Here is a 21,946-nt window from a genome sequence, read left to right as displayed (position 1 = left end):
GCGTGGGAGTGAGACGATGACCACACTCGAGCACGGGCATGACACGCGGGAACGGATCCTCGACGCCGCCCGCCGGCTGTTCGCCGAGCGCGGCTACGCGGCGACCTCGCTGGCCGACATCGCCTCCGCCGTCGGCCTGACGAAGACGGCCGTCGCCTACCACTTCCATCCCAAGGACCGCCTGGTCGCGGAGCTGACCGCCCCCGCGGGCGAGGACATCGTGGCCCTGATCGAGGGCGAGTTCGACGACGACCGCGCCTTCGTCGAGGCCCTGGTGACCTTCGCGGTCAGGCACCGGGCGATCATACGGCTGATCATGGAAGACATCAGCTGCGCCGACGACGCGCCCCCCGGCTCCCTCGGCGAGGCCATCCGCGTCTTCCGCGACGAGATCTACCGGCGCCTGGCCGGACCCGACCCCGACACCGCCCACCGGGTCTGGGCCTGGGCCACGCTGGGCTCGCTCCAGTACGCGGTGGTCAAGACGATCGACCTCCCTCAGGAGGACGTCAGGAAGGCCCTCCTGGCCACCGTCCTGGCCTCCCTCTGACCTCTCCGCACTTCCCCGCTTCACCCGGAACGCGGGAGAAAGACATCGAAGCTCCAGGTTCTGCTGGTTGATGGAGTCCGCGGGGTGGGGCGATACGTCCGGTGACGGCGGCACGCCCGCTACTTCCGGCACGCGACACTAGAACACCAGGGCGACCTTTCCGGTGAGCCCGCGGGTCTCAAGGCGTTCGTACGCCTTGCGCACCTCGGCGATCGGGAAGCTCGAATCGAGGCGTAGCCGCAGATCACCTGTTTCGACCAGCTTGACCAGCTCGGCCAGGCCCGCCCCGTCCTCCTTGACCTGGTGCAGTGTCGTGGTGACACCACGGTGACTCAGGTCCGGGGGATCGCCGTGCTCGCTGGCGATCGTGGCGTACCGGCCGCCGTCGGAGACCGTTTCGCCGACCGGGGCCCCGCAGGTGTCGAACACCGCGTCGTAGTGTCGCCGGTCGAGCTCCGCGACGTCCGTCACGGCCCTCCGGGCGCCCAGGTCGGTGACGACCTCCAGCTGTGCCGGACGGGACACCAGCGCGTCGACCGTGATCCCCCGCGCCCGCGCCAGTTGCACGGCGAGCCCGCCCACGGCTCCCGCGGCTCCGGTGACCAGCAGCCGCTGACCGCTGGAGACACCGAGCCAGTCGAGGGTCTGGGCGGCGGTGAGACCGGGCAGCGGCAGGGTGGCCGCCTCGACCAGGCTCGTGTTCAGCGGGGCGACCGCCAGGGTGCGGGCGGGCAGGGCGACCAGGTCGGCCCATGTCCCGCGTCCGGCCGCGAGCTGGGCCGACATCGCGATCACGCGCTCGCCGACGCTCAGGCCACTGCCACCGGGACTGACGACGACGCCCGCCAGATCCCAGCCGAGGGTCATCGGCAGGGCGGGGGAGCCACCGCGTATCGTGCCGTTACGGGTTTTGACGTCCACCGGGTTGAGGCTGCCGGCCACGACCCGGACCAGGACCTCGTCAGGACCCGGTTCCGGCGCGGGGATCTCCCGGACCGCCACCACCTCCGGCCCGCCGAACCTGTCGATGCGAAGTGCGCGCAAAACATCTCTCCTAGCTGAAATATGACGGTGTGAGACCTGGACGCCGGCACTCGCGGGCGCGCCTTCGCTCAGTCGCTGAAGCCGTCTGCCGCGTTCAGCAGAACGTGGGTCGTACGGGTGATGTGGGCCCGGAGCCTCTCCGCTCCCGTGTCGGCGTCACGGGCGAGAGCCGCCTCCGTCAACCGGCGGTGCTCGCCGGCGATGTCCCGCTCCCGGTCCTTGCCGATCGGGCGTGACCAGCGGCGGTAGAGTTCCGCGCCGTCACGGAGGGACATGGCGAGATCACGCAACCGGCGGCTGCCGCAGGCGTCGAACAGGGTCACGTGGAAGTGCGAGTGCGCCTTCGCCCACTCCTCGCTGAAGAGCTCGGGATCACCGTCCACCGTCATGGGCGTGTTCTCCAGCGTGTGGTGCGCCGCGATGACACGGCTCTCCCAGGCCAGGTCACCGCGCTCGATGGAGTAGCGGAAGGCCATGCATTCGATGTCGCACCGCACGGCGGTGAGGTCCTCAAGGTCTTCCGGTGAGAGAGGGATCACCCGGAATCCCTGTCTCGGCGCCTCCACCACGAGCTTCTCCGCGCTGAGCTTCGCCAGCACCTCACGGAGAACGCTGATGCTGGTTCCATAGCGCTCCGAGAGCGCGGCGAACTTGAGCCGATCCCCCGGGCGCAGCCGCCCGGCGAGGATGTCGGCTCGCATCCGGTCATACGCGACTCCGTTGAGCGTGTTGGCCCCTTGCTTCATGCCTTATGGCTATCAGATCGCCGAATCAAAAGCAAATTTTCGATTCTTTATTGACTTGTCGAACTTAGAGCTGCGACGGTGTTACAGCAAAGTTAACGCACCACCTGAAGCCCCGACCGGCTGCAGGTCACGCGGTGGCAGCCATGCGCAGGCAGGCAGAAAGAACAGTGCCGCATGATCACCCACCTAGCCGTTTTCCGATGGAAGAACGACGTGGACCCGGCCCAGATCGCCGGCCTCCGCGAGGCGCTCGCCGAGCTGCCCGACCTCATCCCCGCACTGGTGACCTACCGGTTCGGCGAGGATCTGGGGCTGCGCGAGGGCAACGGCGACTTCGGCGTCATGGCCGTCGTCGCGGACGAGGCGGATGTCTCGGGGTATCTCGATCACCCCGCGCATCTCAGGGTCGTCGAGAAGTTCACCAGGGTGATGGCCGCACAGCGGATCACCGTCCAGTTCTCCGTAAAGGACTGACGCGCCGGCGTCCCCGCCGCGTTTCCACCAACCTCATGAGGAAGGCATTCCTGTCATGCGGATCATCAGCCATACCGAGAACGGCCGGACACAAGGCGGTGTCGCGCTCGGTGAGCATGTCGTCGAGCTCGGCGCGGCGGTCGCGCACGCCGGTTTCGCGATCCCCGACGGCGAGCCGCTGTCCGTCCGGGTCTTCCTCGGCCGTGACTACGACCGAGACGCGGTGCTGGCGGCGGCGGCCCAGCTCGTCGAGCGGGGCCGTGCCCGCCCGCTGAGCGAGCTGCGTCTCGCGCCGCCCGTACCCGACCCCGACAAGATCCTCTGCATCGGGCTCAACTACCGCGACCACGCGAAGGAGGCGGGACTCGCCCTGCCGAGCGAGCCGATGGTCTTCGCCAAGTTCAGGAACTGCCTGATCGGGGCCGAGGACGAGATCGTGCTGCACGACGAGAGCGAGCGGGTCGACTACGAGGCCGAGCTCGCCGTAGTGATCGGGCGCAGGGGCAGGGCGATCACCGAGGAGCGTGCCCTCGACCACATCGCCGGCGTCACGGTTTTCAACGACGTCACCGCCAGGAACCTGCAGCTCGCCACCAGCCAGTGGACGCTGGGCAAGTCCGTCGACACGTTCGGCCCCTGCGGTCCGTATCTGGTCACCCTCGACGAGATCCCGGACCTGTCCGACCTGCGGCTGCGCACCCTGGTCAACGGCAGGACCGTGCAGGACGGCTCGACCTCGCAGATGGTGTTCACCGTCCCCCAGCTCGTCGCCTATGTCAGCCAGGCGATGACGCTCGAACCCGGCGACATCATCGCCACCGGAACTCCCGCGGGCGTCGGATTCAAGCGGACGCCCCCGATCCTGCTGCGTCACGGCGATCTGGTGGAGGTCGAGATCGACTCGATCGGACGGCTGTCCAACCGCGTCGTCAGCGCCGTCCGGGCCGGATCGGATCCCTCCCGTGAATCCGCCGTAGGGGCGGGTTCACGCTGAGCGGGCAGGTTCGTGCCGAGCGGCCGAGAAGCGGGGAACCCGGTGAAACCCGGTGAAACCCGGTGGACCTCGGTGTCACGGCCGTACGGCGCACCTGCTCATCCCTGTCGAACCCGCTGAACCCGAGGCCGGCCACGCGCCGGTCTCCAAGACCCGGCCGGACCACTGAGGGCCCCGGCCGAGGGCGAAAACGTTAATCCGCACCACCATTTAGGACCGGTATGTGATGGACCTTCAACTTCGCGGCAAGACCGCGTTCGTGACCGGCGGCGCACAGGGCATCGGCCTCGCGATCGCCGATCGGCTCCACGGCGAGGGCGTGCGCCTGGCCGTCGCGGACATCGACCATGAGCAGCTGCTCAAGCATGAGGACCGGTGGACCGTCGACGGCCGCCCTCCGGCACTGATCGAGGCCGACCTGTCGAGCGCCGAGGGTGTCGCCCGTGCGATCGACGCCACACTGGGGGCGTTCTCCGGGCCGCCGGACATCGTGGTCAACAACGTCGGGGTGGCGCTGTCCCGGGCCTTCGCCGACATCGACGACGCGGGATGGCAGCGCACGTTCGACCTCAACTTCATGAGTTACGTGCGGGTCACCCGGGCACTGATGCCCAGGATGAAGTCGGGGGCGGTCGTCAACATCGCCTCGGACCTGGCCAAGCAGCCCGAGGTCGTGCCGGCGGACTACGGGGCGATGAAGGCGGCGGTGCTCCACCTGACCAAGGTGCTCGCCCTGGAGTTCGCGCCCGCCGTGCGGACGAACGCGGTGCTGCCGGGGCCGGTGTGGACCGGCCTGTGGTCCAGGCCCGGTGGACTGGTGGACATGCTGGCGGCGGACTACGGCACCGACCGGGACACCGCGCTGGCCCGCTATCTCGCCGACCGGCAGCTCACGTTCGGCATCGCCGACCCCGACGACGTGGCGAGCATGGTCGCCTATCTCGTCTCACCGCTGGCCCGACGGGTCAACGGCTCGGCCTTCGACATCGGCGGAACCGTACGTTCCCTGATCTGAGAGGCGGTCGTCATGGCCTTGCACGCCTTGCAATCCCTGACCATCGGCGTCCCCGACCCTGTCCGTACCGCGGCCTTCTACGCCGAGTTCGGCCTCGGCTCGGGCACCGGACACGTCTTCGCCACCGCCGACGCCGGTGAGCAGCTCAGGATCCAACATTCGCCGTACCGGCGGCTGCTGGAGATGGTGATCGCCGCCGACGATCCCGATGACCTGGAGCGCGTCCGGCGATCGCTGGACGCGCGGGGGGTGGTGGCACGTCTTCTCGGCTCGTCCTTGTACTGCGTCGAACCCGTCACGGGGACACGGGTCGAGGTGCGGGTCCTGCCCCGGCTCGTTCAGCGGAGGATTTCGCCGACCGCCTACAACGGTCCCGGCCGGGTGGAACGTGTGAACGAGCGCGCCGCCGTGGTGAACCGCGCCGGACCGGTGGTCCCCCGCAGGCTCGGCCACTGCGTGATCGGCACCCCGGAGCCCGAGGCCCTCCGGCGCTTCTTCGTCGAAGGCCTCGGGTTCAAGGTCAGCGACGAGGTCAAGGACGCCGCGGTGTTCCTGCGCTGCTCCGTCGACCACCACAACCTGCTCATCCATCAGGCGCCGGTGAACTTCCTGCATCACACCTCATGGCAGGTCGACGACGCCGACGAGGTCGGACGTGGCGCGATGCGGATGCTGGAGGCCGATCCCAGCCGTCACATCTGGGGGTTCGGCAGGCACTGCATCGGTGCGAACTTCTTCTGGTACCTGCGCGATCCGGCGGGCAACTTCGCCGAGTACTACAGCGACATGGACACCATCGTCGACGACGCGCTGTGGTCTCCCCAGGTCTGGGAGGGACACAAGGGGCTCTATCTGTGGGGACCGCCGCCACCGCCCTCTTTCCTCCACCCGGAGGATCTGGCCGGCCTGATGGTCGGCGCGCACGGTTCCACGTGACATTCCCGCGTCGGCCCGTGTCACCAAGGAACACCTTCGAAAGGAGAAAGAGATGTCCAGCGTCATCGTAGGCGACACCCGGTCACCCGGTCGTGTGCTCGGCGTGCACGGCGGAGCCGGGGGCATGCACTGGTTGCGGATCGCCACCGGTTCCCACCTCTACGGGGAGTGGGACGGCTTCGAGTGGGTGGGATTCGAGCCAGGGGCCAGCGCGGGACGCCACGTTCACAGCCACACGGAGGAGATCTGGTTCTTCCTCCGCGGTACGGGCGTGGTGGAACTCGACGGCGTCAAGCACGACGTCGGCCCCGGCTCGCTCGTGCTGACCCCGCACCACAGCAGCCACTCGGTGCGCAACACCGGCGAGGAGCGGTTGGAGTTCGTGGTCATCGAGGTCTTCCCGCCCGCGATCAGCGGTGCCCTGCCGCCGCGACGACCGACCGAGGAACCGGACCAGATCCTGCTCGGTGAGGACACGACCAGGAAGGCAGGTGTGTGATGGCTGGTTTCGTCACGGTGCTCCAGACAGGGGACACGCTCTCGGCCGCCGGCCACTTCGCCGGTCCCTGGAGGGACTTCCGACGCGTTCGGATCGAGCCGGGCGCGTCCGAGACCGTGGTCGGCGACACGGTTGAGGCCGCGATCTTCGTGATGTCCGGCGCCGTCTCGGTACGCGTCGGCGACACCGACACACCGGTCGAGGAAGGCGGCGCGCTGGCCGTCGGGCTGGGCAGCCGGGTGGACCTGGTGGCCCGTGAGAACGGCGCGGAACTGTTCATCACCACACTCAACGTCGACCTCGGATAACGGACCGGGCCCGGTTGACGAGACGAGCCGCCGTTTACGGGGAGCGGCGGTCGCGGAGGGTCCACCGTCGAGCGCGGCGGCTGGTCCGCCGCGCCACCGGCTCCCTCCGCCAAATACCCATCACCGTCCTCGCTTGGAGTAGGACATGCGCAACACCCCCCAATTTCCCACATCCCGTACGCCTCATATCGCCGCCGCGTTGCTCCTCGCCGGAGCACTGACGGGATGCGGCCTCACCTCCTCCGCCTCCACCGGCAAGGGCGCCGCCCAGGCGGGTGACGCCGTCGGCCCGATCGGCTACAGCGCGCTGTTCCTGCAGGATCCCGCCCAGTCCGCCATGGTGCGGATCTTTCAGGACGAGGCGAAACAGCGCGGGTTGAAAGCGCTCTCTCCCACCTCGGCCAACGGCGACGCGGCCAAGCAGGACTCCGACCTGCGCAACCTGGTCAACGCGGGCGCCAAGAGCCTGTTCGTGATCCCGGCCGACCCCAAGGCCGTCGTGCCGTCCATCAAATACGCGATGGACCGAGGGGTCCGCGTGGTGACGCTCATGCAGGGCCCGTCCGGGGGGAGGACGACCATCAGCATGCAGGTCGACAACAAGCAGATCGGCGAGCAGGCGTGCCGCTTCCTCGCCGAGAAGGTCGGCGAGCGTGGCACGGTCCTTCAGCTCGAGGGCGACATGCGCTCGACGACCGCGCAGGAGCGTGAAGCCGGCTTCGACGCCTGCATGAAACGGGATCACCCCGGCATCACCGTGATCACGAAATCCGGAGGTCAGTGGGACCCGGTGAAGGCCGCGCAGTCGGCGGCCGGGGCGATGAGCACCGATCCGGAGATCCGCGGAATCTTCATGCACACCGACGGCTACGTCCCAAGCATCCACCCGGTGCTCCAGCGCGCCGGGGCGGCGAAAGGCCGGGCCGACGCCGATCACGTATGGACGGTGAGCGTGGACGGCACACCGGCGGCGATCGACGCGATCCGCGCCGATCGGCTCGACGCCAGCATCAGCCAGCCCATCACCGCCTTCGTCTCCCGAGGCCTCGAACACCTCCAGGCACTGGCCGGCGGCGAGGAGATCCCGTCCGGTCCGACGGACTACGGGAGCACGGTCGCGCCCACCGGCGACGGGTACCCCGCCGACACCTATCTGCCCCTGCTCGTGGACAGTCGCAACGTCGACGACCCCGCGCTGTGGGCCAACCGGAGAAGCTGACCGCGATGACAGCCGAAACGCGACGGCAGCCACCCGGCGGCACGCGGGGTCACCAGGTCGCCGAGTTGAGAACCATCACCAAGCGGTTCGGCGCGACGCTCGCCCTCGACGGAGTCGACCTCACCGTCCACGCGGGACGGACTCACGGGCTCATCGGGAGAAACGGGGCGGGCAAGTCCACCGTGGTGGGAGTGCTCACCGGCCTGCACCACCCGGACAGCGGTGTGCTGACCTTCGGCGGCCGGCCCGCGCCGTTCGACGCGCCCCGGCGGTGGCGCAGGCACGTCGCCTGCGTCTACCAGCACCCGATGCTGATCCCGAACCTGTCGGTGGCCGAGAACCTGCTGCTCGACAGGCTTCCCCGGAATCGACTGGGAATCGACTGGCGGCGCACCCGGCTCCAGGCCGCGCAGATCCTTGAGGAGTGGGACCTGCGCGTCGCGCCGACCGCGCGCGCCGGGGACCTCGACGTCGAGCAGGCCCAGCTCCTGGAGATCGCCAAGGCGCTGTCCCACGGCAGCGACCTGATCGTGCTCGACGAACCCACGGCCAGGCTCGACTCCGGAGCCGCGGCCCGGCTGTTCGCCACCGTCCGGCGGCTGCAGGGCGCCGGTGCCACGTTCTTGTTGATCTCGCATTACCTGCACGAGGTCTTCGACGTGTGCGACGAGGTGACCGTGCTCCGCGACGGCCGCCGCGTCGGTACACACTCCACCGCCGAGGTCACCGCGTCCGACCTCGTCGAGCAGATGGTCGGCGATGTCCCGCCACCACCGGCGACGGCGTCCGCGATGGTTTCCGGGCGGCCGCGTCTGACGGTCTCGGGGTTCTCCGGGGCACGGTTCCACGATCTCGACCTGACCGCGTCCGCCGGGGAGATCGTGGGGCTCGCCGGGCTGGTCGGCTCGGGCCGCTCGCAGGTCGGCGAGGCCCTGGGCGGGCTGGGTGAGGCCTCGGGGCGGGTGCTCCTCGACGGCGAACAGGTGCCCCTCGGGCGGGTCGACGCGGCGCTCGCCACCGGGATCGCGCTGATCCCGCGCGACCGGCACCAGGCGGGCATGGTCGCGGGGATGCGGGTGGACGACAACCTCACCCTCGCCGACGAGTGCCTGTCCACAGGCAGGCTCGGCGTGGTCAGCGCACGTCGCCGACGGCACCTCGCCGACTCGCTCATCGCCGAACTCGACGTCCGGCCCGCGCGCCGCGACGTGCCCGTCGGCGCACTCAGCGGCGGCAACCAGCAGAAGGTCGTCTTCGGGCGCGCGCTGGCGACGCGTCCGCGGGTGCTGATCGCGGTCGAGCCGACCGCCGGTGTCGACATCGCCAGCAAGACCACCCTGCTCAACGTGCTCAACCAGGCCTCGGCCGAGGGCACCACCGTGATCGTCTGCTCCGACGACCTTGACGACCTGCGCATCTGCCACCGCGTACTGGTCATGCGCGCCGGGCGTCTCGCGACAGAACTGAACGCGGGCTGGAGCGACCGGCAGCTCGTCGGCGCGATCGAAGGGACCAACGATGTCGAAGACTGAGACGATGCCCGCGCCCGAGGGGCTGCGGCGCCGCCCGGGAGAGGGCCGTGGAAGGGCGCTCTCCGTTCAACTCGGCATGATTCCGGCGGTGGTGATCGCACTCGCCATCGGCTTCCTTGTCAATGACGCCTTCCTCACCCCCGGCAACCTGGTCAACGTGCTGCAGCAGAGCTCGGAGCTGGCGATCCTGGTGGTCGCGGAGACTCTCATCCTGCTGACCGGGAGATTCGACCTCTCCCTGGAATCGGTCGTCGCCTTCGCCCCGATGCTCGCCGTCTGGCTGGTCCTGCCCGCCGCGGTGGGCGGGGTGGGCGTGCTGCCCGCGACGGTCGGCCTGGTCGTCCTGTTCGCGGTAGGGGCGCTGACCGGGCTGTTCAACGGCCTCATGGTCACCCGGCTGCGGCTGAACGCCTTCATCGTGACCCTCGCCATGCTCATCCTGCTGCGCGGCGCGACCCTGGGCGTCGCGAACGGCCGTACCCTGGCCGACCTGCCCGCTCCGTTCACCTATCTCGGCAGCACGGCCTTCCTCGGCCTGCCTTTCACGGTATGGATCGCGGCCGCGTTGTTCGCGGGCGTTCACTGGTTCCTCCGCCACCACCGGCACGGGCGGGCGCTGTACGCCGTCGGCGGTAACTCGACCGCCGCGCGGGCCGCGGGGATCCGCGTTCCATCGGCGATTCTCGCGGTCTATGTCGTCGGTGGTCTGCTGGCCGCCCTCGCGGGCCTGCTCCTGGCCGGACGGCTCGCCGCGGTGACGGCAGGTCAGGGCCAGAATATGATCTTCTCGGTGTTCGCGGCGGCGGTCATCGGCGGCATCGGCCTCAACGGGGGCAAGGGGTCGATTCTCGGCGCGCTCACCGGCGTGTTGCTGCTGGGGATCATCTCGAACATCCTGACGCTGTCCCAGATCTCGACCTTCTGGATCGATGCCGCCAACGGCGCGATCATCCTCGGTGCGCTGCTCATCCAGCGGGCGACCGGGGAGACGGGCGAAGAACCCTGACACCCGCGGGTTTCCACCGGCGCACGACCCGAATGCGAGGCATCCATGCGCCGGTGGCCGGGGAACCGGCTCGCCTGGACTCCGCGGAGGTGACGGCCATCGCTTCCGGCCCGCCCCCTCACCCGGAAGGAGCGGCCTCCCCGGGAACGGGCTCCGGCGGGACCGAGGGATCGGGAGGTTCGGTGGTCTCCCCGGGACCCGGTCCGGGTCCGGGCCCGCTCTGGCCCTCGACACCAACCGTGATCACGATCGTCGCGCCGGACCTGGCGCAGGTGCCGGGCGCCACGCTCTGCGCCAGCACCACTCCGTCCTGGGCCTCGTCGGTGACCAGCCGCGCCCGCGTCCGTACGGCGAAGCCCGCCCCGCCGAGGGTGTTGGAGGCGTCGGCCGCGCCCTGGCCGGTGACCGGCGGCACCGGGACACCCTGCCTGGAGACGACGAGCGCCACCGCGCTCCCGGGGGAGACACGCTTGCCCGCGCCCGGGGTGCTCGCCAGCACCCGCCCCGCCGGCTGGTCGGAGCAGCGCGTGCCGACCCCGCCGGAGACCAGCCCGGCCTGGGCCAGCGCCGCCTGGGCACTCCTCCTGGCGAGGCCGACCAGCGTGGGCACCTGGGTGCCGCCGGAGACCCGCAGGTCGACCCTGCCCTTCTTCGGCAGCGCGGTCCCCGGCGCCGGGCTGCTGCCGAGCACCTCCCCGAGCGGCCGGTCGGAGTCGACCTCCTTGACGACCCCGGCGACCAGTCCGGCCCGTTTGATCAGGCGTGCCGCCTCGGAACGATCCAGTCCGACGATCGCGGGCACGACCACCGTGGCGACGGGAGGCGGCAGGGGTGAGGACTTGACGCCCTCCGCGCGCGGTGGCCTGGCCGGGACCGTCGGCAGGATCGGGAGAGGTTTGATCGGAGCGCTCGTCCTGCCCGCGTGCGGCTCTGTGTCGCCCTGGGAGGTGGCCTCCACCGCCGGGACGACCGGCGGGGCGGGCGCGCCTCCCGGCGCCACACCGCTCAGCGCCGGGACCAGCACCCCCACCAGCACGGCGGCGCTGACGAGCAGCGCGCCGGAGACCGCGACCGAGGCCCTGGTGGCCGCCCGTCCCGGGTGGGTCCGGGGCTCGTCGAAGCCCTCGCCCCCGGTGTGGAACGCGCGCCCACCGGATCTCGCGGACGGACCGCCTGATTCACCGGACCCGCCGGACCCGCCGAGCCCGGCCCGCCAGGCGGCCCCCGGCGTGCCTCGCCGGCCGGAAAGACTCGTGAGGCCGGACCGGCCGGAGGAGACCGAGGGGCCGGAGACGTCGGGACCGCCGGGCTCGAACGGGAATCCCGGCACCGGTGAGAAGCGGGACTCGGCCACCGACCGGCCCCCGTCGTCGCCGAGCAGCGCGAGCAGCAGTTCCCTGCTGGTGGGGCGGTTGCGGGGGTTCTTGTCCAGGCAGTCGACCACCAGCGCGCCGAGCAGCCCGTCGAGACGGCCCAGTTGCGGGGCCGCGGTGAGGATCCGGTTCAGGACGGCGGCGATCGAGTCCTGCCCGAAGGGCGCCTGGGCGTTGGCGGCGAAACACATCGTGGCGCCCCAGGCGAAGACGTCGGCCGCCGGGTTGATCTCGGCGCCCTCCACCTGCTCGGGCGCCATGTAGGCGGGGGTGCCCGCGCCGCGCCCGCTCTGGGTGGCCGCGGCGTCCAGCGCCCTGGCCAGCCCGAAGTCGATCACCCTCGGCCCGTCGGGACCGAGCAGCACGTTCTGCGGCTTGAAGTCGCGATGCACGATCCCGGCCCGGTGGATGGCCGCCAGCGCGGTGGCCGTGCCGATGGCCAGGCGCTCCAGCCTGCCCCCCTCGCGGGGCCCGCTGACCGCGACCTCGCGGTGGAGCGACGGGCCGTCGACGTACTCGCTGACGATGTAGGGCCGGTCGCCGTCCAGCCCGGCGTCGATCACCTGGGCCGTGCAGAACCGGGCCACCTGCTTGGCCAGCTCGACCTCGCGCAGGAAGACCTCGGGATCCTCGCCCACCGAACCGTGCAGAAGCTTGACCGCGTAGGGCTCGGAGCCGGTGTCGGGGCGCACCCCGACGTAGACCACCCCCTGCCCACCCTCTCCGAGACGCCCGATGATCTCGTACTCACCGAGCGCCGCCGGATCCCCCGTTTTGAGCGGCTGCGCATACGGCACGCGAGCCTCCCCTCGCCGCCACCCTTCTCACTCAAGAAGAAGCATCGCCGACAGTCAACGGGGATGAAGGTCTTGTCTTCCTCACCGTGACACTCATGTGATGCTCAGGTCAGGGCAAGCCACAACACATCCCCCGAATACGCAGCCGCCTTTCCACCCGGCCTGATCATGGAACCCAACACCGGCAGAATTTTCCCAAGCCGTCTCGCCCGTGAACGACACCCAACACCGGCAAGCTTTCCGCCCTCACCCCGTGAACGGACAACCTCGTAACGCAGCTACCGCGCTACCGGTTCGCGGCCAGATCCAGCACCAGGGCGTCGGACACCATGGAATCGGGCGCGGCCTGGACAGTGCCGACCACCCGCCAGCCACGACGCAGATACATGCCGTGCGCCGGAGCCGCCGGATTGGCGAGCAACGTCGCGTACAGCGCATCCTGGTCGGCCAGCAGCTCCTCCAGCAGACGCCCGCCGACGCCACGGCCCCGATAGTCCTCGCGGACGTTCAACTCGATGACGGCGAACAGCCTCCCGGCCTCGGCCACCTCGGGCGGGCACGCCGTGGCCCGGCCGCCCCACCAGCCTTCCAGCGGAAGTCCGAAGGCGAAACCGACCATCGTCGGCCCGTCCTCGGCACAAACGGCGGCGAACCCGTCGCGCTCCACCTGCCGAGCCGTACGTTCCAGGTAGCGCTCCCGCCGATAGAGCGGCCCAGAGTTGTAGGGCGGCTCCGCACGAGTGGCGAGATACAGGTCAACATAGGGATCGCTCAGCACAGTCGCCACCGCGTCACCGACCAGAGCCCGAAAAACGATCTCGTTCATGTCTCTCCCCGCGACAGAGTCAGCTGTTCACGGTAATCGATCACAGCCGAGCGGGACCGCTCTCGCGGGGGGACGGCATCGGCCACCCATTGAGCGGTACGCAGCACAAACCAGTTCACGTTCGTTCCGAGCCCCTCGACCGTACGGCGGGCCTGCTCCAAGACCTCCTCGACGTCTCCGTCCCGAACCGCTGAGATCGCCTCGTGCAGACGCACCTGAACGGTTGGTCGCGGACGGCCAGAGGGGTGAGCGGCGAGTGCTTCCCGCTGGGCGCGCGCTGCGGCGGAATGACCTGACAGGGCGTAAACGAGAGAGCGGGTATGAAGCAGACGAAACTCCGGCCAGCCGTCCATTGACAGCTCATCCCGGGTAACACGGTCGGGCAAGGCGTCGAAGACACGGGCCTGCTGGTCCAAGCTCTCGTGTGCCGAGGCATGGTCACCGACGAGGGCCAGCGCGTGAGCGCGAGCGCCGAGTGCCCTGGCGGTCGCCTGACAGGGTCGACCGCTGGTCAGCGCCAGAGCCGAGTCAACGCGGGACAGTACCAGCGCGGCAGGACGGTCCTCGTACAGACCCTGGACGGCTTCGGAGGCGTACACCAATGCCATCGCCTCGTGATCGTCGGCCTGTTCCGCCGCCCGGCGCGCAGATCCCCACCAACGTCTGGACTCGCGAGCGTGTCCGGCGGAACCGAGCGCGTCGGCAAGGACGAATGCAAACCGAGCATTGAGCCGCCGCCACCGGTGCATGTCGTGTCCGGACGCGTTGGCCACCATGGCCTGCTGGAAGGCGAGATAGTCCAGGGACAGATCAGCGATCATCATCGCAGGAGGCCGCGAGGCCATTTGCAAGCCGTACTCCCAGGCGACTTCCTCCCACTCCGACAGACCGGAAGCGCCCACATTGTGATCGACAACGGCACGGAGATGCTCAAGGCCCTCCATCGGCGGAACCACCGCCGATACGCCGACCATGGCGACACCTGCGAGGAGCTTTCGCCGTAGCTTGTCCATATCGACAGCATCCTGCACATTCGGGGTTCCTGCCACAGGCGTGGATGCCGATCCGGTCAGGGCAACCTCGCGCAGAGCGATCAGAACACCATCGCCACCAAAGTAATCATCCAGGCGTTTCACCACGTCACGAGGTACTGGCCGCTCTCCACGTTCCCATCGGCCAAGCAAGGACCAGTCCACCAGGACTTCCTTTGCCACATCCTTCAGGGAAAGGTCCTGGCACTCTCTCCAGTGCCGCAAAACCGCCCCGAGCAGATGCCACAGCGATCGCGAAGGATCAACCGGACCGGAAACGCGAGGCATAGCGACCTACTGCTGTTTTGGCGGCTTTGGCCAATTCGATTGACCAAAGCAGATCTCTGGATGACCCCTGAGCGCGCCTTCACTATGGCACGTAACGCTTCATCGACCACGGGAAGTTAGCGACTCTCATTGATGAGCCGCGTTCCCTACATTTCTCTCGCGAAAGGGGAGCTCATGAGTCAACACAATGCCTGTCGGAACCATCTCCTTCCGCCCCGATTCGACAGACAGCACAGCCCCACCTTTTTGATCGGCAACCAGCGGCAAGCCATATACCGCTCATAGAAGTCATTAGGTTCTAAATCCCACCAAATCCCAGAACACCGCCCTCCAGCGCCTGCGCGTCGAACTCCACACCCACCGCGTCTACCCGGCGATCCCCGACGATCACGTTCTGGCTTCCAAACACCATGCCAATGCCTGAACCTCTGGGGAGGAAGGGTCGACCACCTGGCACGGGCGGCGATCCCGAACCGACCGGGTAGCCTGGCGAGGTGCTTGAAGCGATCAAAGCCACCCGTTACGTGACACCGCTGCGCGAGGGCGGCTCGCTGCCCGGGGTGATGGAGGCGGACGACCTCGGCACCCACGTGGTGAAGTTCCGCGGCGCCGGGCAGGGTCGCCGGGTCCTGGTCGCGGAGATCGTGTCCGCGGGGCTGGCCCGGCGCCTGGGGTTCCGCACGCCCGAGCTGAAGGTGATCGACGTCGATCCGCAGCTCGGCGCCCGCGAGCCCGACGAGGAGATCCAGGACCTGCTCAAGGCCAGCGAGGGCAACAACCTGGCGGTCGACTTCCTGCCGGGCGCGCTGGGCTTCGAGCCGCTGGCCTGGCCCCCCGAGCCCGGGTTCGCCTCCCGCCTGATCTGGTTCGACGCGCTGATCCACAACGTCGACCGGAGCTGGCGCAACCCGAACCTGCTCCTGTGGCACGGCGACACCTGGCTGATCGACCACGGCGCCGCGCTCTGGTTCCACCACAACTGGCCCTCGGCCGACCCGTTGCGCGACTTCGACGCGAGCGACCACGTGATGGCCCCCTTCGCCACCCGGGTGCCCGAGGCCGACGCCGAGTTCAGCGAGATGATCACCAGGGACCTGCTCGACGGGGTGGTGGACGAGGTCCCCGACGAGTGGCTGGAGGACGAGCCGGGGTTCGACGGGGCGCAGGCCGTGCGGCAGGCGTACGTCGAGCACCTGCTGGCCCGAGCCCAGGGGCCGCGCACCTGGCTGCCGCGGCCGTCGGGCCAGGAGCCCCGTCAGGACCAGGACAGGAAGACCGGCTCGGTGGGCGCGTTCTGGAAGGACAACCGGTGAGGGACGTCTACGAGTACGCGGTCATCCGGGTCATCCCCCGCGTGGAGCGCGGCGAGCTGATCAACGCCGGCGTGCTGCTCTACTGCCAGCCCCGCGGCTACCTGTGCGCCCGCGTGGAGCTGGACGAGGCGCGCCTGCGCGCCCTCGACACCGGCGTGGACCTCGACGGGGTACGGGACGCGCTCGGCGCCTACCAGCGCACCTGCGACAGCGACTCGGGGCCCCTGACCAAGGAGCCGCTGGGCAGCCGCTTCCGCTGGCTGACCGCCCCGCGCAGCACGATCGTGCAGACCGGCCCGGTCCACGCCGGTCTCACCGCCGACCCGGAGGCGGAGCTGGAGCACCTCGTGACCCGTCTGGTCCGCAGCCCCTGACCAGGCACCCGAGGTGCCCCGGCCTCGGGAAAGAACCGAACCGCAGAAGAGCACCGAGCCTCAGAAGAGCACCGACATGAAGGTGCCGACCTCGGCGAAACCGGCCCTGCGGTAGGCGGCCCTGGCGGGGGCGTTGTAGTCGTTGACGTACAGCGAGACCACCGGCGCGAAGTAGTCGAGCGCGTGCTTGACCACCGCGGCCATCCCCGCCACCGCGTGGCCGCGTCCGCGCAGGTCGGGGTGGACCCAGACCCCCTGGATCTGGCAGGCGTGCGGCGTCACAGCACCGATCTCGGCCTTGAAGACGACCCTGCCGCCCTCGATGCGGGCGTAGGACCTGCCGATCCTGATCAGCTCGGCGACCCTGGACCGGTAGAGGGCACCGCCGTCCCCTGCCTCCGGGGAGACGCCCACCTCCTCGGTGAACATCGCCACGCAGGCCGGAAGCAGGATGTCGAACTCGTCGGGCCGGACGCGCCGCACCAGCGGGTCGGCGGGGACGGGCGACGGCTCGGCGATCACCATGACCGGCTGTGCCCAGCGGATCGCGCGGGCGGCCCCCCAGTACGGCTCCAGCCGCTCCCAGAGCACCTCCACCGCGTCCGCCGGGCCGACGATCGAGGAGCAGCGGCGGCCCTGCTTGCGCGCGCGCTCGGCGAAGGCGTAGACGGCGTCCGTACCGGCGTTGACCGGGACCAGGTTCGCCCCGGCGTAACAGATGGAGGTCAGGCCGCCGCGCGGCCCGAACCCCCACATCTGGCCACCGAGCCTGGCCGGATTGAGCCCGACCGAACGGACCCTGGAGGCGACGAAGACATTGCCGACGGGGTCGGTGTCGAGAAGCGCCAGGACCTCGTCTCGATCGTTGTCGTCGAGCACGCGCGACGCCGTTGTGCGCAGCATCACGTGCTCAGCCTACGCGACCCCCTTGAATTTGGCAGGAACCAACACAGAGCCTCTCATCTACCTGCTTTGGTCACCTCTTTCCGCCGTGTGCCCGGCGGGCACGCGGACGGTCGCGGGGGCGGTCACCGGCACGGGCGCGGGGATTCCCGGGCACCGGGCGTCCGGGGCGGAGGCCTGGCGAGGGCCGGGAAGGGTGCCGTCCCTGAGGTAGGCGGCCAGGCGCCGGTCGACGCAGGCGTTCCCGTTGAGCGCGACCCCGTGGTTGCCGCCGGGCACGGCCAGCAGCCGGGATCGGTGGAACAGGGCGCGCATCCGCACCGCCCCGGCGTACGGGGTGGCGGCGTCGCGCTGCCCCTGGATCAGCAGGATCGGCGGCAGCTTGTCGTCGTCGTGAATCTGTACGGGGGTCCCGGCCGGCTGGGGCCAGAACGCGCACGGCGCGTTGTACCAGGCGTTGGGCCAGGTGAGGAAGGGCGCCCTGGCGTTGGCCCTGGTCATGTCGGCCCGCCAGCGCGCCCAGTCGCGCGGCCAGGCGGCGTCGCGGCACTGCACCGCGAGGTAGACCGCGTAGTTGTTCTCGTCCTTGGCGTCGTTCACCGCGTGCTTGCGGTAGGTGTTGACCAGGGGGGCCGCCTCCCCCTTCTTGACGTAGGCGGAGAAGGCCTTGGCCAGTTGCGGCCAGACGACGTCGGAATAGCCGCCCAGGGTGTAGACGTCGTCGAGCTCGCTCGGGCCGACCACCCCTCCGGCCGGGCGGTCGGCCAGCCGGTGCCGCATGGCGTTCCAGGCGAAGGAGACCGCCCTCTCGGTGGCGCCGAGCCGGTAGACCGGGTTGTGGCGGGCGATCCACTTCAGGAAGTCCTCGTGCCTGTCCTGGAAGGCGATGCTCTGGTCGAGGTTCGAGCGGTACCAGATACCTCGCGGATCGACCACGCTGTCCAGGACGAGCCGCTTGAGCCGGTCGGGGAAGAGCGTCGCGTAGACCGCGCCGAGGTAGGTCCCGTACGAGTAACCCAGGAAGCTGATCTTCGACTCGCCGAGCGCCTCCCTGATCAGGTCCATGTCCCTGGCGGAGTTCTCGGTGGTCATGTGCGGCAGCATCCAGCTCCACCGCTCGCCGCACGCCTGGGCGTACCTGCGGGCCCGGCCGATCAGCACGCTCTCGTCGCGCCTGGTGACCGGCACCTGGTCGGCGCGGGGCGCCTCGTAGTACTTCTTGGGGTCGACGCACTTCAGCGCGGGATCGCTGGCCCCCACCCCGCGCGGGTCGAAGCCGACCACGTCGAACCGGTCGGCCAGGCCGTCGGGAAGCCCCGCCGCGACCCCCTTGACCAGGTCGCGGCCGGACGCCCCGGGGCCACCCGGGTTGACCAGCAGCGCGCCGAGACGGTCGTGGACGGCCTTCCCCCTGATCCGGTTCAGGGCGATGCCGATGGTCTGGGACGGGTTGGCGTAGTCGAGCGGCACCCTCAGGGTGGCGCACTCCATCGGGTTGTCCACCCGCCCGGCGGGAGCGAGCACCGCCCCGGTCACCGAGGCCCCGCCCTCGCAGGGCCCCCAGACCAGCGCCTCCCTCTCCTGTCTCTCCTGGGCCACCGCCCCCTGCGGCACCCCCACCGCCACGGCCAGCATCGCGATGCTCGCGGCGATCCCGACGACCCTCTTCTTCACTGTGTGATCCCCCTACTCGTACGGCAGAGGCGATGGTCTCCCGGAGGCGGCGCGATCATCCGGAACACAGCCGAAGGTCTAGCAAAGTGTAGTCAGATAATTGCTAAGTGTAATGACACCAGGTAGTGCGGCACGACGGAGGGCCGTGGAGGTCCGGGAGACCTGTCCGCGCCCTCGGCACGGGCGCGCGGAGTCCGGCGCGGGAAGGAGTCGCGGGTGGCGGGCCCGCTCGCGCCCGGCGCGGGGAGGGCCGGCGGGTACGGGTTCTCCCCCCGCCTCGACGCGGGAAGGACCGCCACGCGGAACCGCCCGCACCCCCGCGCGGTACGCGATCCCGGGGACGGGCGGCGGAACTCTCCGGTCGAGCGGCCGCTGGGTGGTCGGCCGTTCGGTGCGGTGTGGCCGCGGTGGTGGTCGCGGGTGTGGAGCCGGTGCGGGCGGTGCGGCTAGCCGACGACGACCTGGGGCCCGGGGGCGTCGTCGTCGAGGTCGACCTCCACGCCCATCTCCTCGGCGAGGCGCAGGGCCTCCTCGATCAGGGTCTCCACGATCTGCGACTCGGGGACGGTCTTGATGACCTCGCCCTTGACGAAGATCTGGCCCTTGCCGTTGCCGCTCGCGACGCCGAGGTCGGCCTCGCGGGCCTCGCCGGGACCGTTGACGACGCAGCCCATCACCGCGACGCGCAGCGGGACCTTCAGCCCTTCGAGCCCCGCCTGGACCTGCTCGGCCAGGGTGTAGACGTCGACCTGGGCGCGCCCGCAGGAGGGGCAGGAGACGATCTCCAGGCCGCGCTCGCGCAGGTTGAGCGACTCCAGGATCTGGTTGCCGACCTTGACCTCCTCGACCGGAGGGGCCGACAGCGACACGCGGATGGTGTCGCCGATGCCCTCGGCGAGCAGGGCGCCGAACGCGACCGCGGACTTGATCGTGCCCTGGAAGGCCGGGCCCGCCTCGGTGACGCCGAGGTGGAGCGGGTAGTCGCACCGGGCGGCGAGCAGACGGTAGGCCTGGACCATCACGACCGGGTCGTTGTGCTTGACGGAGATCTTGATGTCGCGGAAGCCGTGCTCCTCGAAGAGCGAGCACTCCCACAGCGCCGACTCCACCAGCGCCTCGGGGGTGGCCTTGCCGTACTTCTGGAGCAGACGGGGGTCGAGCGAGCCGGCGTTGACGCCGATCCGGATCGGCACGCCGCGCTCGCCGGCCGCCCGCGCGATCTCACCGATCTTGTCGTCGAATTTCTTGATGTTGCCGGGATTGACCCGGACCGCCGCGCAGCCCGCCTCGATCGCGGCGAAGACGTACTTCGGCTGGAAGTGGATGTCGGCGATCACCGGGATCTGCGACTTCCTGGCGATGATCGGCAGCGCGTCGGCATCGTCCTGGGAGGGGACGGCGACCCTGACGATCTGGCAGCCCGAGGCGGTCAGCTCGGCGATCTGCTGGAGCGTGGCGTTGACATCGGCGGTGACCGTGGTGGTCATCGACTGGACGGAGACCGGCGCGTCCCCGCCCACGGGGACGGAGCCGACCATGATCTGACGGGATATGCGTCGCTCGGCGATCGGCCTGGTCCTTACGGACGGGATTCCGAGAGCAACAGAAGTCATTTTCAGCCCTTGAAGAGTCGACGACAACCATCAGTCTAGGCAGTCCCGGTGAGCTCGCGTGCCCGTATCCGCGCCCAGGAGTCGGCATCGAGCACCTCGGCGACCGAACCGGCCTCGGTCACGGTGTGCTCGGAGACCACCGCCGCCACGGTGTCGACGATGCCGGGGAAGGGAAGGCGCCCGGCCATGAAGGCCTCGACACAGACCTCGTTGGCGGCGTTGTAGACGGCCGGGGCCGTGCCGCCGGCCTCGCCGACCCGCCGGGCCAGCGCGACGGCGGGGAAGGCCTCGTCGTCGAGCGGCTCGAACGTCCAGGTGTGGGCGGTGGTCCAGTCGACCGCCGGGGAGGCGCCGGCGACCCGCTCGGGCCAGCCGAGGGCCAGCGCGATGGGCAGGCGCATGTCCGGCGGGCTGGCCTGGGCGATGGTCGAGCCGTCGACGAACTCGACCATCGAGTGGATGACCGACTGCGGGTGGACGACGACCTCGATGCGGTCGAAGCCGATGTCGAAGAGCAGGTGGGCCTCGATGACCTCGAGGCCCTTGTTGACGAGTGTGGCGGAATTCACCGTGATGACCGGCCCCATCGACCAGGTGGGATGGGCGAGGGCCTGCTCGGGGGTCACGTCGGCGAGGTCCGCGCGCGACCTGCCGCGGAAGGGCCCGCCGCTCGCGGTGACGACCAGGCGGCGCACGGCGGAGGCGTCGGGGCCGGTGGGCCCCGCCGCCCACAGGCACTGGGCCAGCGCGGCGTGCTCGGAGTCGACCGGGATCAGCTGACCGGGTTTGGCCAGGCGCTTCACCAGCGGCCCGCCGACGATCAGCGATTCCTTGTTGGCGAGCGCGAGCACCCGGCCCGCCTCCAGCGCGGCCAGCGTGGAGGTCAGCCCCAGCGCCCCGGTGATGCCGTTGAGGACGACGTCGGCGGGCCAGGCGGCGGCCTCCGCCACCCCCTCGGGCCCGGCCAGCACCCGCGCGCCCACCCCGTGCGCGGCCAGGGCCTCGCGCAGCTCCGGCACCGCGGAGGGGTCGGCGACGGCGACCACGTCGGGCCGGAACTCGGCCGCCTGCCTGGCCAGCAGGTCGATCCGGCCACCGTAGGCGGCCAGCGCGACCACCCGGAGCCTGGCGGGGTTGCGGGCGATGACGTCGAGGGACTGGGTCCCGATGGACCCGGTCGAGCCGAGCAGGACGACGGAACGGACGGTGTCTGACTGCACCGTCCCATTCTCCCGGCTCGGACCGCGCTGTCGAATCAGCCGTACCAGGCCGTACCGGGCCGGATCAGTCTGGATCAGGCCGGATCACGGCGAAAATCTGTTAGCCGTGGAACGTGCGATAAAAGGCAACACTTAAGTCCGAATTTAGTCATATCAATAGTTGTAAAGCCTGAGAAATGCGTATGTATAGCGCACTAGCTTCCCGGAACAG

21 protein-coding genes are annotated in these 21,946 nt (G+C 69.9%); 12 read left to right on the top strand and 9 right to left on the bottom strand.

The window, feature by feature from the left end; all coding sequences use genetic code 11:
- Positions 1-16 precede the first annotated feature (16 nt).
- Complete coding sequence (locus OG587_RS17480; RefSeq protein ID WP_329091562.1) at positions 17-550, top strand: TetR/AcrR family transcriptional regulator; 534 nt, start codon at positions 17-19, stop codon at positions 548-550.
- A gap of 138 nt (positions 551-688) precedes the next feature.
- On the opposite strand, the gene OG587_RS17475 is transcribed toward OG587_RS17480, so the two are convergent.
- Complete coding sequence (locus OG587_RS17475) at positions 689-1,594, bottom strand: NADP-dependent oxidoreductase (RefSeq protein WP_329091561.1); 906 nt, start codon at positions 1,592-1,594, stop codon at positions 689-691.
- 68 nt (positions 1,595-1,662) lie between these two features.
- Positions 1,663-2,340, bottom strand: a complete 678-nt coding sequence (locus OG587_RS17470; RefSeq protein WP_329091560.1) for a GntR family transcriptional regulator — start codon at positions 2,338-2,340, stop codon at positions 1,663-1,665.
- A 174-nt stretch (positions 2,341-2,514) separates the two neighbouring features.
- Between OG587_RS17470 and OG587_RS17465 the strand changes: the two genes are divergently transcribed.
- From OG587_RS17465 to OG587_RS17425, 9 genes are all read left to right on the top strand, one after another.
- Positions 2,515-2,814: a Dabb family protein gene (locus tag OG587_RS17465; protein ID WP_329091559.1), complete on the top strand. Its 300-nt coding sequence runs from the start codon at positions 2,515-2,517 to the stop codon at positions 2,812-2,814.
- Between the two features lie 55 nt (positions 2,815-2,869).
- The gene (locus OG587_RS17460; RefSeq protein WP_329091558.1) at positions 2,870-3,808 is read left to right on the top strand and encodes a fumarylacetoacetate hydrolase family protein; all 939 of its coding nucleotides are present in this window, start codon (positions 2,870-2,872) and stop codon (positions 3,806-3,808) included.
- Positions 3,809-4,034: 226 nt separating this feature from the next.
- The gene (locus OG587_RS17455; protein WP_329091556.1) at positions 4,035-4,823 is read left to right on the top strand and encodes an SDR family NAD(P)-dependent oxidoreductase; all 789 of its coding nucleotides are present in this window, start codon (positions 4,035-4,037) and stop codon (positions 4,821-4,823) included.
- Between the two features lie 12 nt (positions 4,824-4,835).
- Positions 4,836-5,759 (top strand): VOC family protein, encoded by a 924-nt coding sequence (locus OG587_RS17450; protein WP_329091554.1) that lies wholly within the window; start codon positions 4,836-4,838, stop codon positions 5,757-5,759.
- Positions 5,760-5,811: 52 nt separating this feature from the next.
- Positions 5,812-6,258: a cupin domain-containing protein gene (locus tag OG587_RS17445; protein WP_329091552.1), complete on the top strand. Its 447-nt coding sequence runs from the start codon at positions 5,812-5,814 to the stop codon at positions 6,256-6,258.
- Entirely contained in the window at positions 6,258-6,566 is a 309-nt protein-coding gene (locus tag OG587_RS17440; RefSeq protein WP_329091550.1) for a hypothetical protein, read from the top strand. Before OG587_RS17445 ends, OG587_RS17440 begins: the two co-directional genes overlap by 1 nt.
- Before the next feature lie 145 nt (positions 6,567-6,711).
- Positions 6,712-7,785, top strand: a complete 1,074-nt coding sequence (locus OG587_RS17435; RefSeq protein WP_329091549.1) for a sugar ABC transporter substrate-binding protein — start codon at positions 6,712-6,714, stop codon at positions 7,783-7,785.
- Positions 7,786-7,790: 5 nt separating this feature from the next.
- On the top strand, positions 7,791-9,317 hold the full coding sequence (locus OG587_RS17430) for a sugar ABC transporter ATP-binding protein (protein WP_329091548.1): 1,527 nt from the start codon (positions 7,791-7,793) through the stop codon (positions 9,315-9,317).
- Positions 9,304-10,323, top strand: coding sequence for an ABC transporter permease (locus tag OG587_RS17425; RefSeq protein ID WP_329091546.1), 1,020 nt, complete (start codon positions 9,304-9,306; stop codon positions 10,321-10,323). The genes OG587_RS17430 and OG587_RS17425 overlap by 14 nt, the downstream gene beginning before the upstream one ends.
- 118 nt (positions 10,324-10,441) lie before the next feature.
- On the opposite strand, the gene OG587_RS17420 is transcribed toward OG587_RS17425, so the two are convergent.
- The 3 genes from OG587_RS17420 to OG587_RS17410 all read right to left on the bottom strand — a co-directional run bounded on the left by OG587_RS17420 (position 10,442) and on the right by OG587_RS17410 (position 14,638).
- Positions 10,442-12,493 carry a protein kinase domain-containing protein gene (locus OG587_RS17420; protein WP_329091544.1) on the bottom strand — a complete coding sequence of 684 codons (2,052 nt, stop codon included), beginning with the start codon at positions 12,491-12,493 and terminating at the stop codon, positions 10,442-10,444.
- Between the two features lie 286 nt (positions 12,494-12,779).
- Positions 12,780-13,319 (bottom strand): GNAT family N-acetyltransferase, encoded by a 540-nt coding sequence (locus tag OG587_RS17415; RefSeq protein ID WP_329091542.1) that lies wholly within the window; start codon positions 13,317-13,319, stop codon positions 12,780-12,782.
- Positions 13,316-14,638: a helix-turn-helix domain-containing protein gene (locus tag OG587_RS17410; RefSeq protein ID WP_329091540.1), complete on the bottom strand. Its 1,323-nt coding sequence runs from the start codon at positions 14,636-14,638 to the stop codon at positions 13,316-13,318. Before OG587_RS17410 ends, OG587_RS17415 begins: the two co-directional genes overlap by 4 nt.
- Positions 14,639-15,132: 494 nt before the next feature.
- Here OG587_RS17410 and OG587_RS17405 point away from each other — a divergent pair, with 494 nt between their 5' ends.
- The gene (locus OG587_RS17405) at positions 15,133-15,951 is read left to right on the top strand and encodes a HipA family kinase (protein ID WP_329091538.1); all 819 of its coding nucleotides are present in this window, start codon (positions 15,133-15,135) and stop codon (positions 15,949-15,951) included.
- Positions 15,948-16,325 carry a DUF3037 domain-containing protein gene (locus OG587_RS17400; protein ID WP_329091536.1) on the top strand — a complete coding sequence of 126 codons (378 nt, stop codon included), beginning with the start codon at positions 15,948-15,950 and terminating at the stop codon, positions 16,323-16,325. The genes OG587_RS17405 and OG587_RS17400 overlap by 4 nt, the downstream gene beginning before the upstream one ends.
- 60 nt (positions 16,326-16,385) lie before the next feature.
- On the opposite strand, the gene OG587_RS17395 is transcribed toward OG587_RS17400, so the two are convergent.
- From OG587_RS17395 to dxr, 4 genes are all read right to left on the bottom strand, one after another.
- Complete coding sequence (locus OG587_RS17395) at positions 16,386-17,228, bottom strand: GNAT family N-acetyltransferase (protein ID WP_329093888.1); 843 nt, start codon at positions 17,226-17,228, stop codon at positions 16,386-16,388.
- A gap of 60 nt (positions 17,229-17,288) precedes the next feature.
- A complete protein-coding gene (locus OG587_RS17390) occupies positions 17,289-18,902 on the bottom strand; it encodes an alpha/beta hydrolase (protein WP_329091534.1) in 1,614 nt (537 codons plus the stop codon).
- A 446-nt stretch (positions 18,903-19,348) separates the two neighbouring features.
- A complete protein-coding gene (ispG, locus tag OG587_RS17385) occupies positions 19,349-20,515 on the bottom strand; it encodes a flavodoxin-dependent (E)-4-hydroxy-3-methylbut-2-enyl-diphosphate synthase (RefSeq protein WP_329091533.1) in 1,167 nt (388 codons plus the stop codon).
- 35 nt (positions 20,516-20,550) lie between these two features.
- Complete coding sequence (gene dxr / locus OG587_RS17380) at positions 20,551-21,735, bottom strand: 1-deoxy-D-xylulose-5-phosphate reductoisomerase (protein WP_329091530.1); 1,185 nt, start codon at positions 21,733-21,735, stop codon at positions 20,551-20,553.
- Positions 21,736-21,946 lie beyond the last annotated feature (211 nt).

This window comes from Streptosporangium sp. NBC_01469 (assembly GCF_036227305.1).
Lineage (GTDB): Bacteria > Actinomycetota > Actinomycetes > Streptosporangiales > Streptosporangiaceae > Streptosporangium.
The sequence above is the reverse complement of the archived record's forward strand: the minus strand, read 5'-3'. Positions and strand labels throughout refer to the sequence as shown.

What these genes read in the sequence shown, in the direction of transcription:
- OG587_RS17425 (WP_329091546.1), top strand. Translation starts at nt 9,304, where the DNA reads ATGTCGAAGACTGAGACGATGCCCGCGCCCGAGGGGCTGCGGCGCCGC.
- ispG (WP_329091533.1), bottom strand. Translation starts at nt 20,515, where the DNA reads ATGACTTCTGTTGCTCTCGGAATCCCGTCCGTAAGGACCAGGCCGATC.
- OG587_RS17445 (WP_329091552.1), top strand. Translation starts at nt 5,812, where the DNA reads ATGTCCAGCGTCATCGTAGGCGACACCCGGTCACCCGGTCGTGTGCTC.
- OG587_RS17435 (WP_329091549.1), top strand. Translation starts at nt 6,712, where the DNA reads ATGCGCAACACCCCCCAATTTCCCACATCCCGTACGCCTCATATCGCC.
- OG587_RS17455 (WP_329091556.1), top strand. Translation starts at nt 4,035, where the DNA reads ATGGACCTTCAACTTCGCGGCAAGACCGCGTTCGTGACCGGCGGCGCA.
- OG587_RS17470 (WP_329091560.1), bottom strand. Translation starts at nt 2,340, where the DNA reads ATGAAGCAAGGGGCCAACACGCTCAACGGAGTCGCGTATGACCGGATG.
- OG587_RS17465 (WP_329091559.1), top strand. Translation starts at nt 2,515, where the DNA reads ATGATCACCCACCTAGCCGTTTTCCGATGGAAGAACGACGTGGACCCG.
- OG587_RS17450 (WP_329091554.1), top strand. Translation starts at nt 4,836, where the DNA reads ATGGCCTTGCACGCCTTGCAATCCCTGACCATCGGCGTCCCCGACCCT.
- OG587_RS17480 (WP_329091562.1), top strand. Translation starts at nt 17, where the DNA reads ATGACCACACTCGAGCACGGGCATGACACGCGGGAACGGATCCTCGAC.
- OG587_RS17430 (WP_329091548.1), top strand. Translation starts at nt 7,791, where the DNA reads ATGACAGCCGAAACGCGACGGCAGCCACCCGGCGGCACGCGGGGTCAC.
- OG587_RS17460 (WP_329091558.1), top strand. Translation starts at nt 2,870, where the DNA reads ATGCGGATCATCAGCCATACCGAGAACGGCCGGACACAAGGCGGTGTC.
- OG587_RS17415 (WP_329091542.1), bottom strand. Translation starts at nt 13,319, where the DNA reads ATGAACGAGATCGTTTTTCGGGCTCTGGTCGGTGACGCGGTGGCGACT.
- OG587_RS17395 (WP_329093888.1), bottom strand. Translation starts at nt 17,228, where the DNA reads ATGCTGCGCACAACGGCGTCGCGCGTGCTCGACGACAACGATCGAGAC.
- OG587_RS17440 (WP_329091550.1), top strand. Translation starts at nt 6,258, where the DNA reads ATGGCTGGTTTCGTCACGGTGCTCCAGACAGGGGACACGCTCTCGGCC.
- OG587_RS17410 (WP_329091540.1), bottom strand. Translation starts at nt 14,638, where the DNA reads ATGCCTCGCGTTTCCGGTCCGGTTGATCCTTCGCGATCGCTGTGGCAT.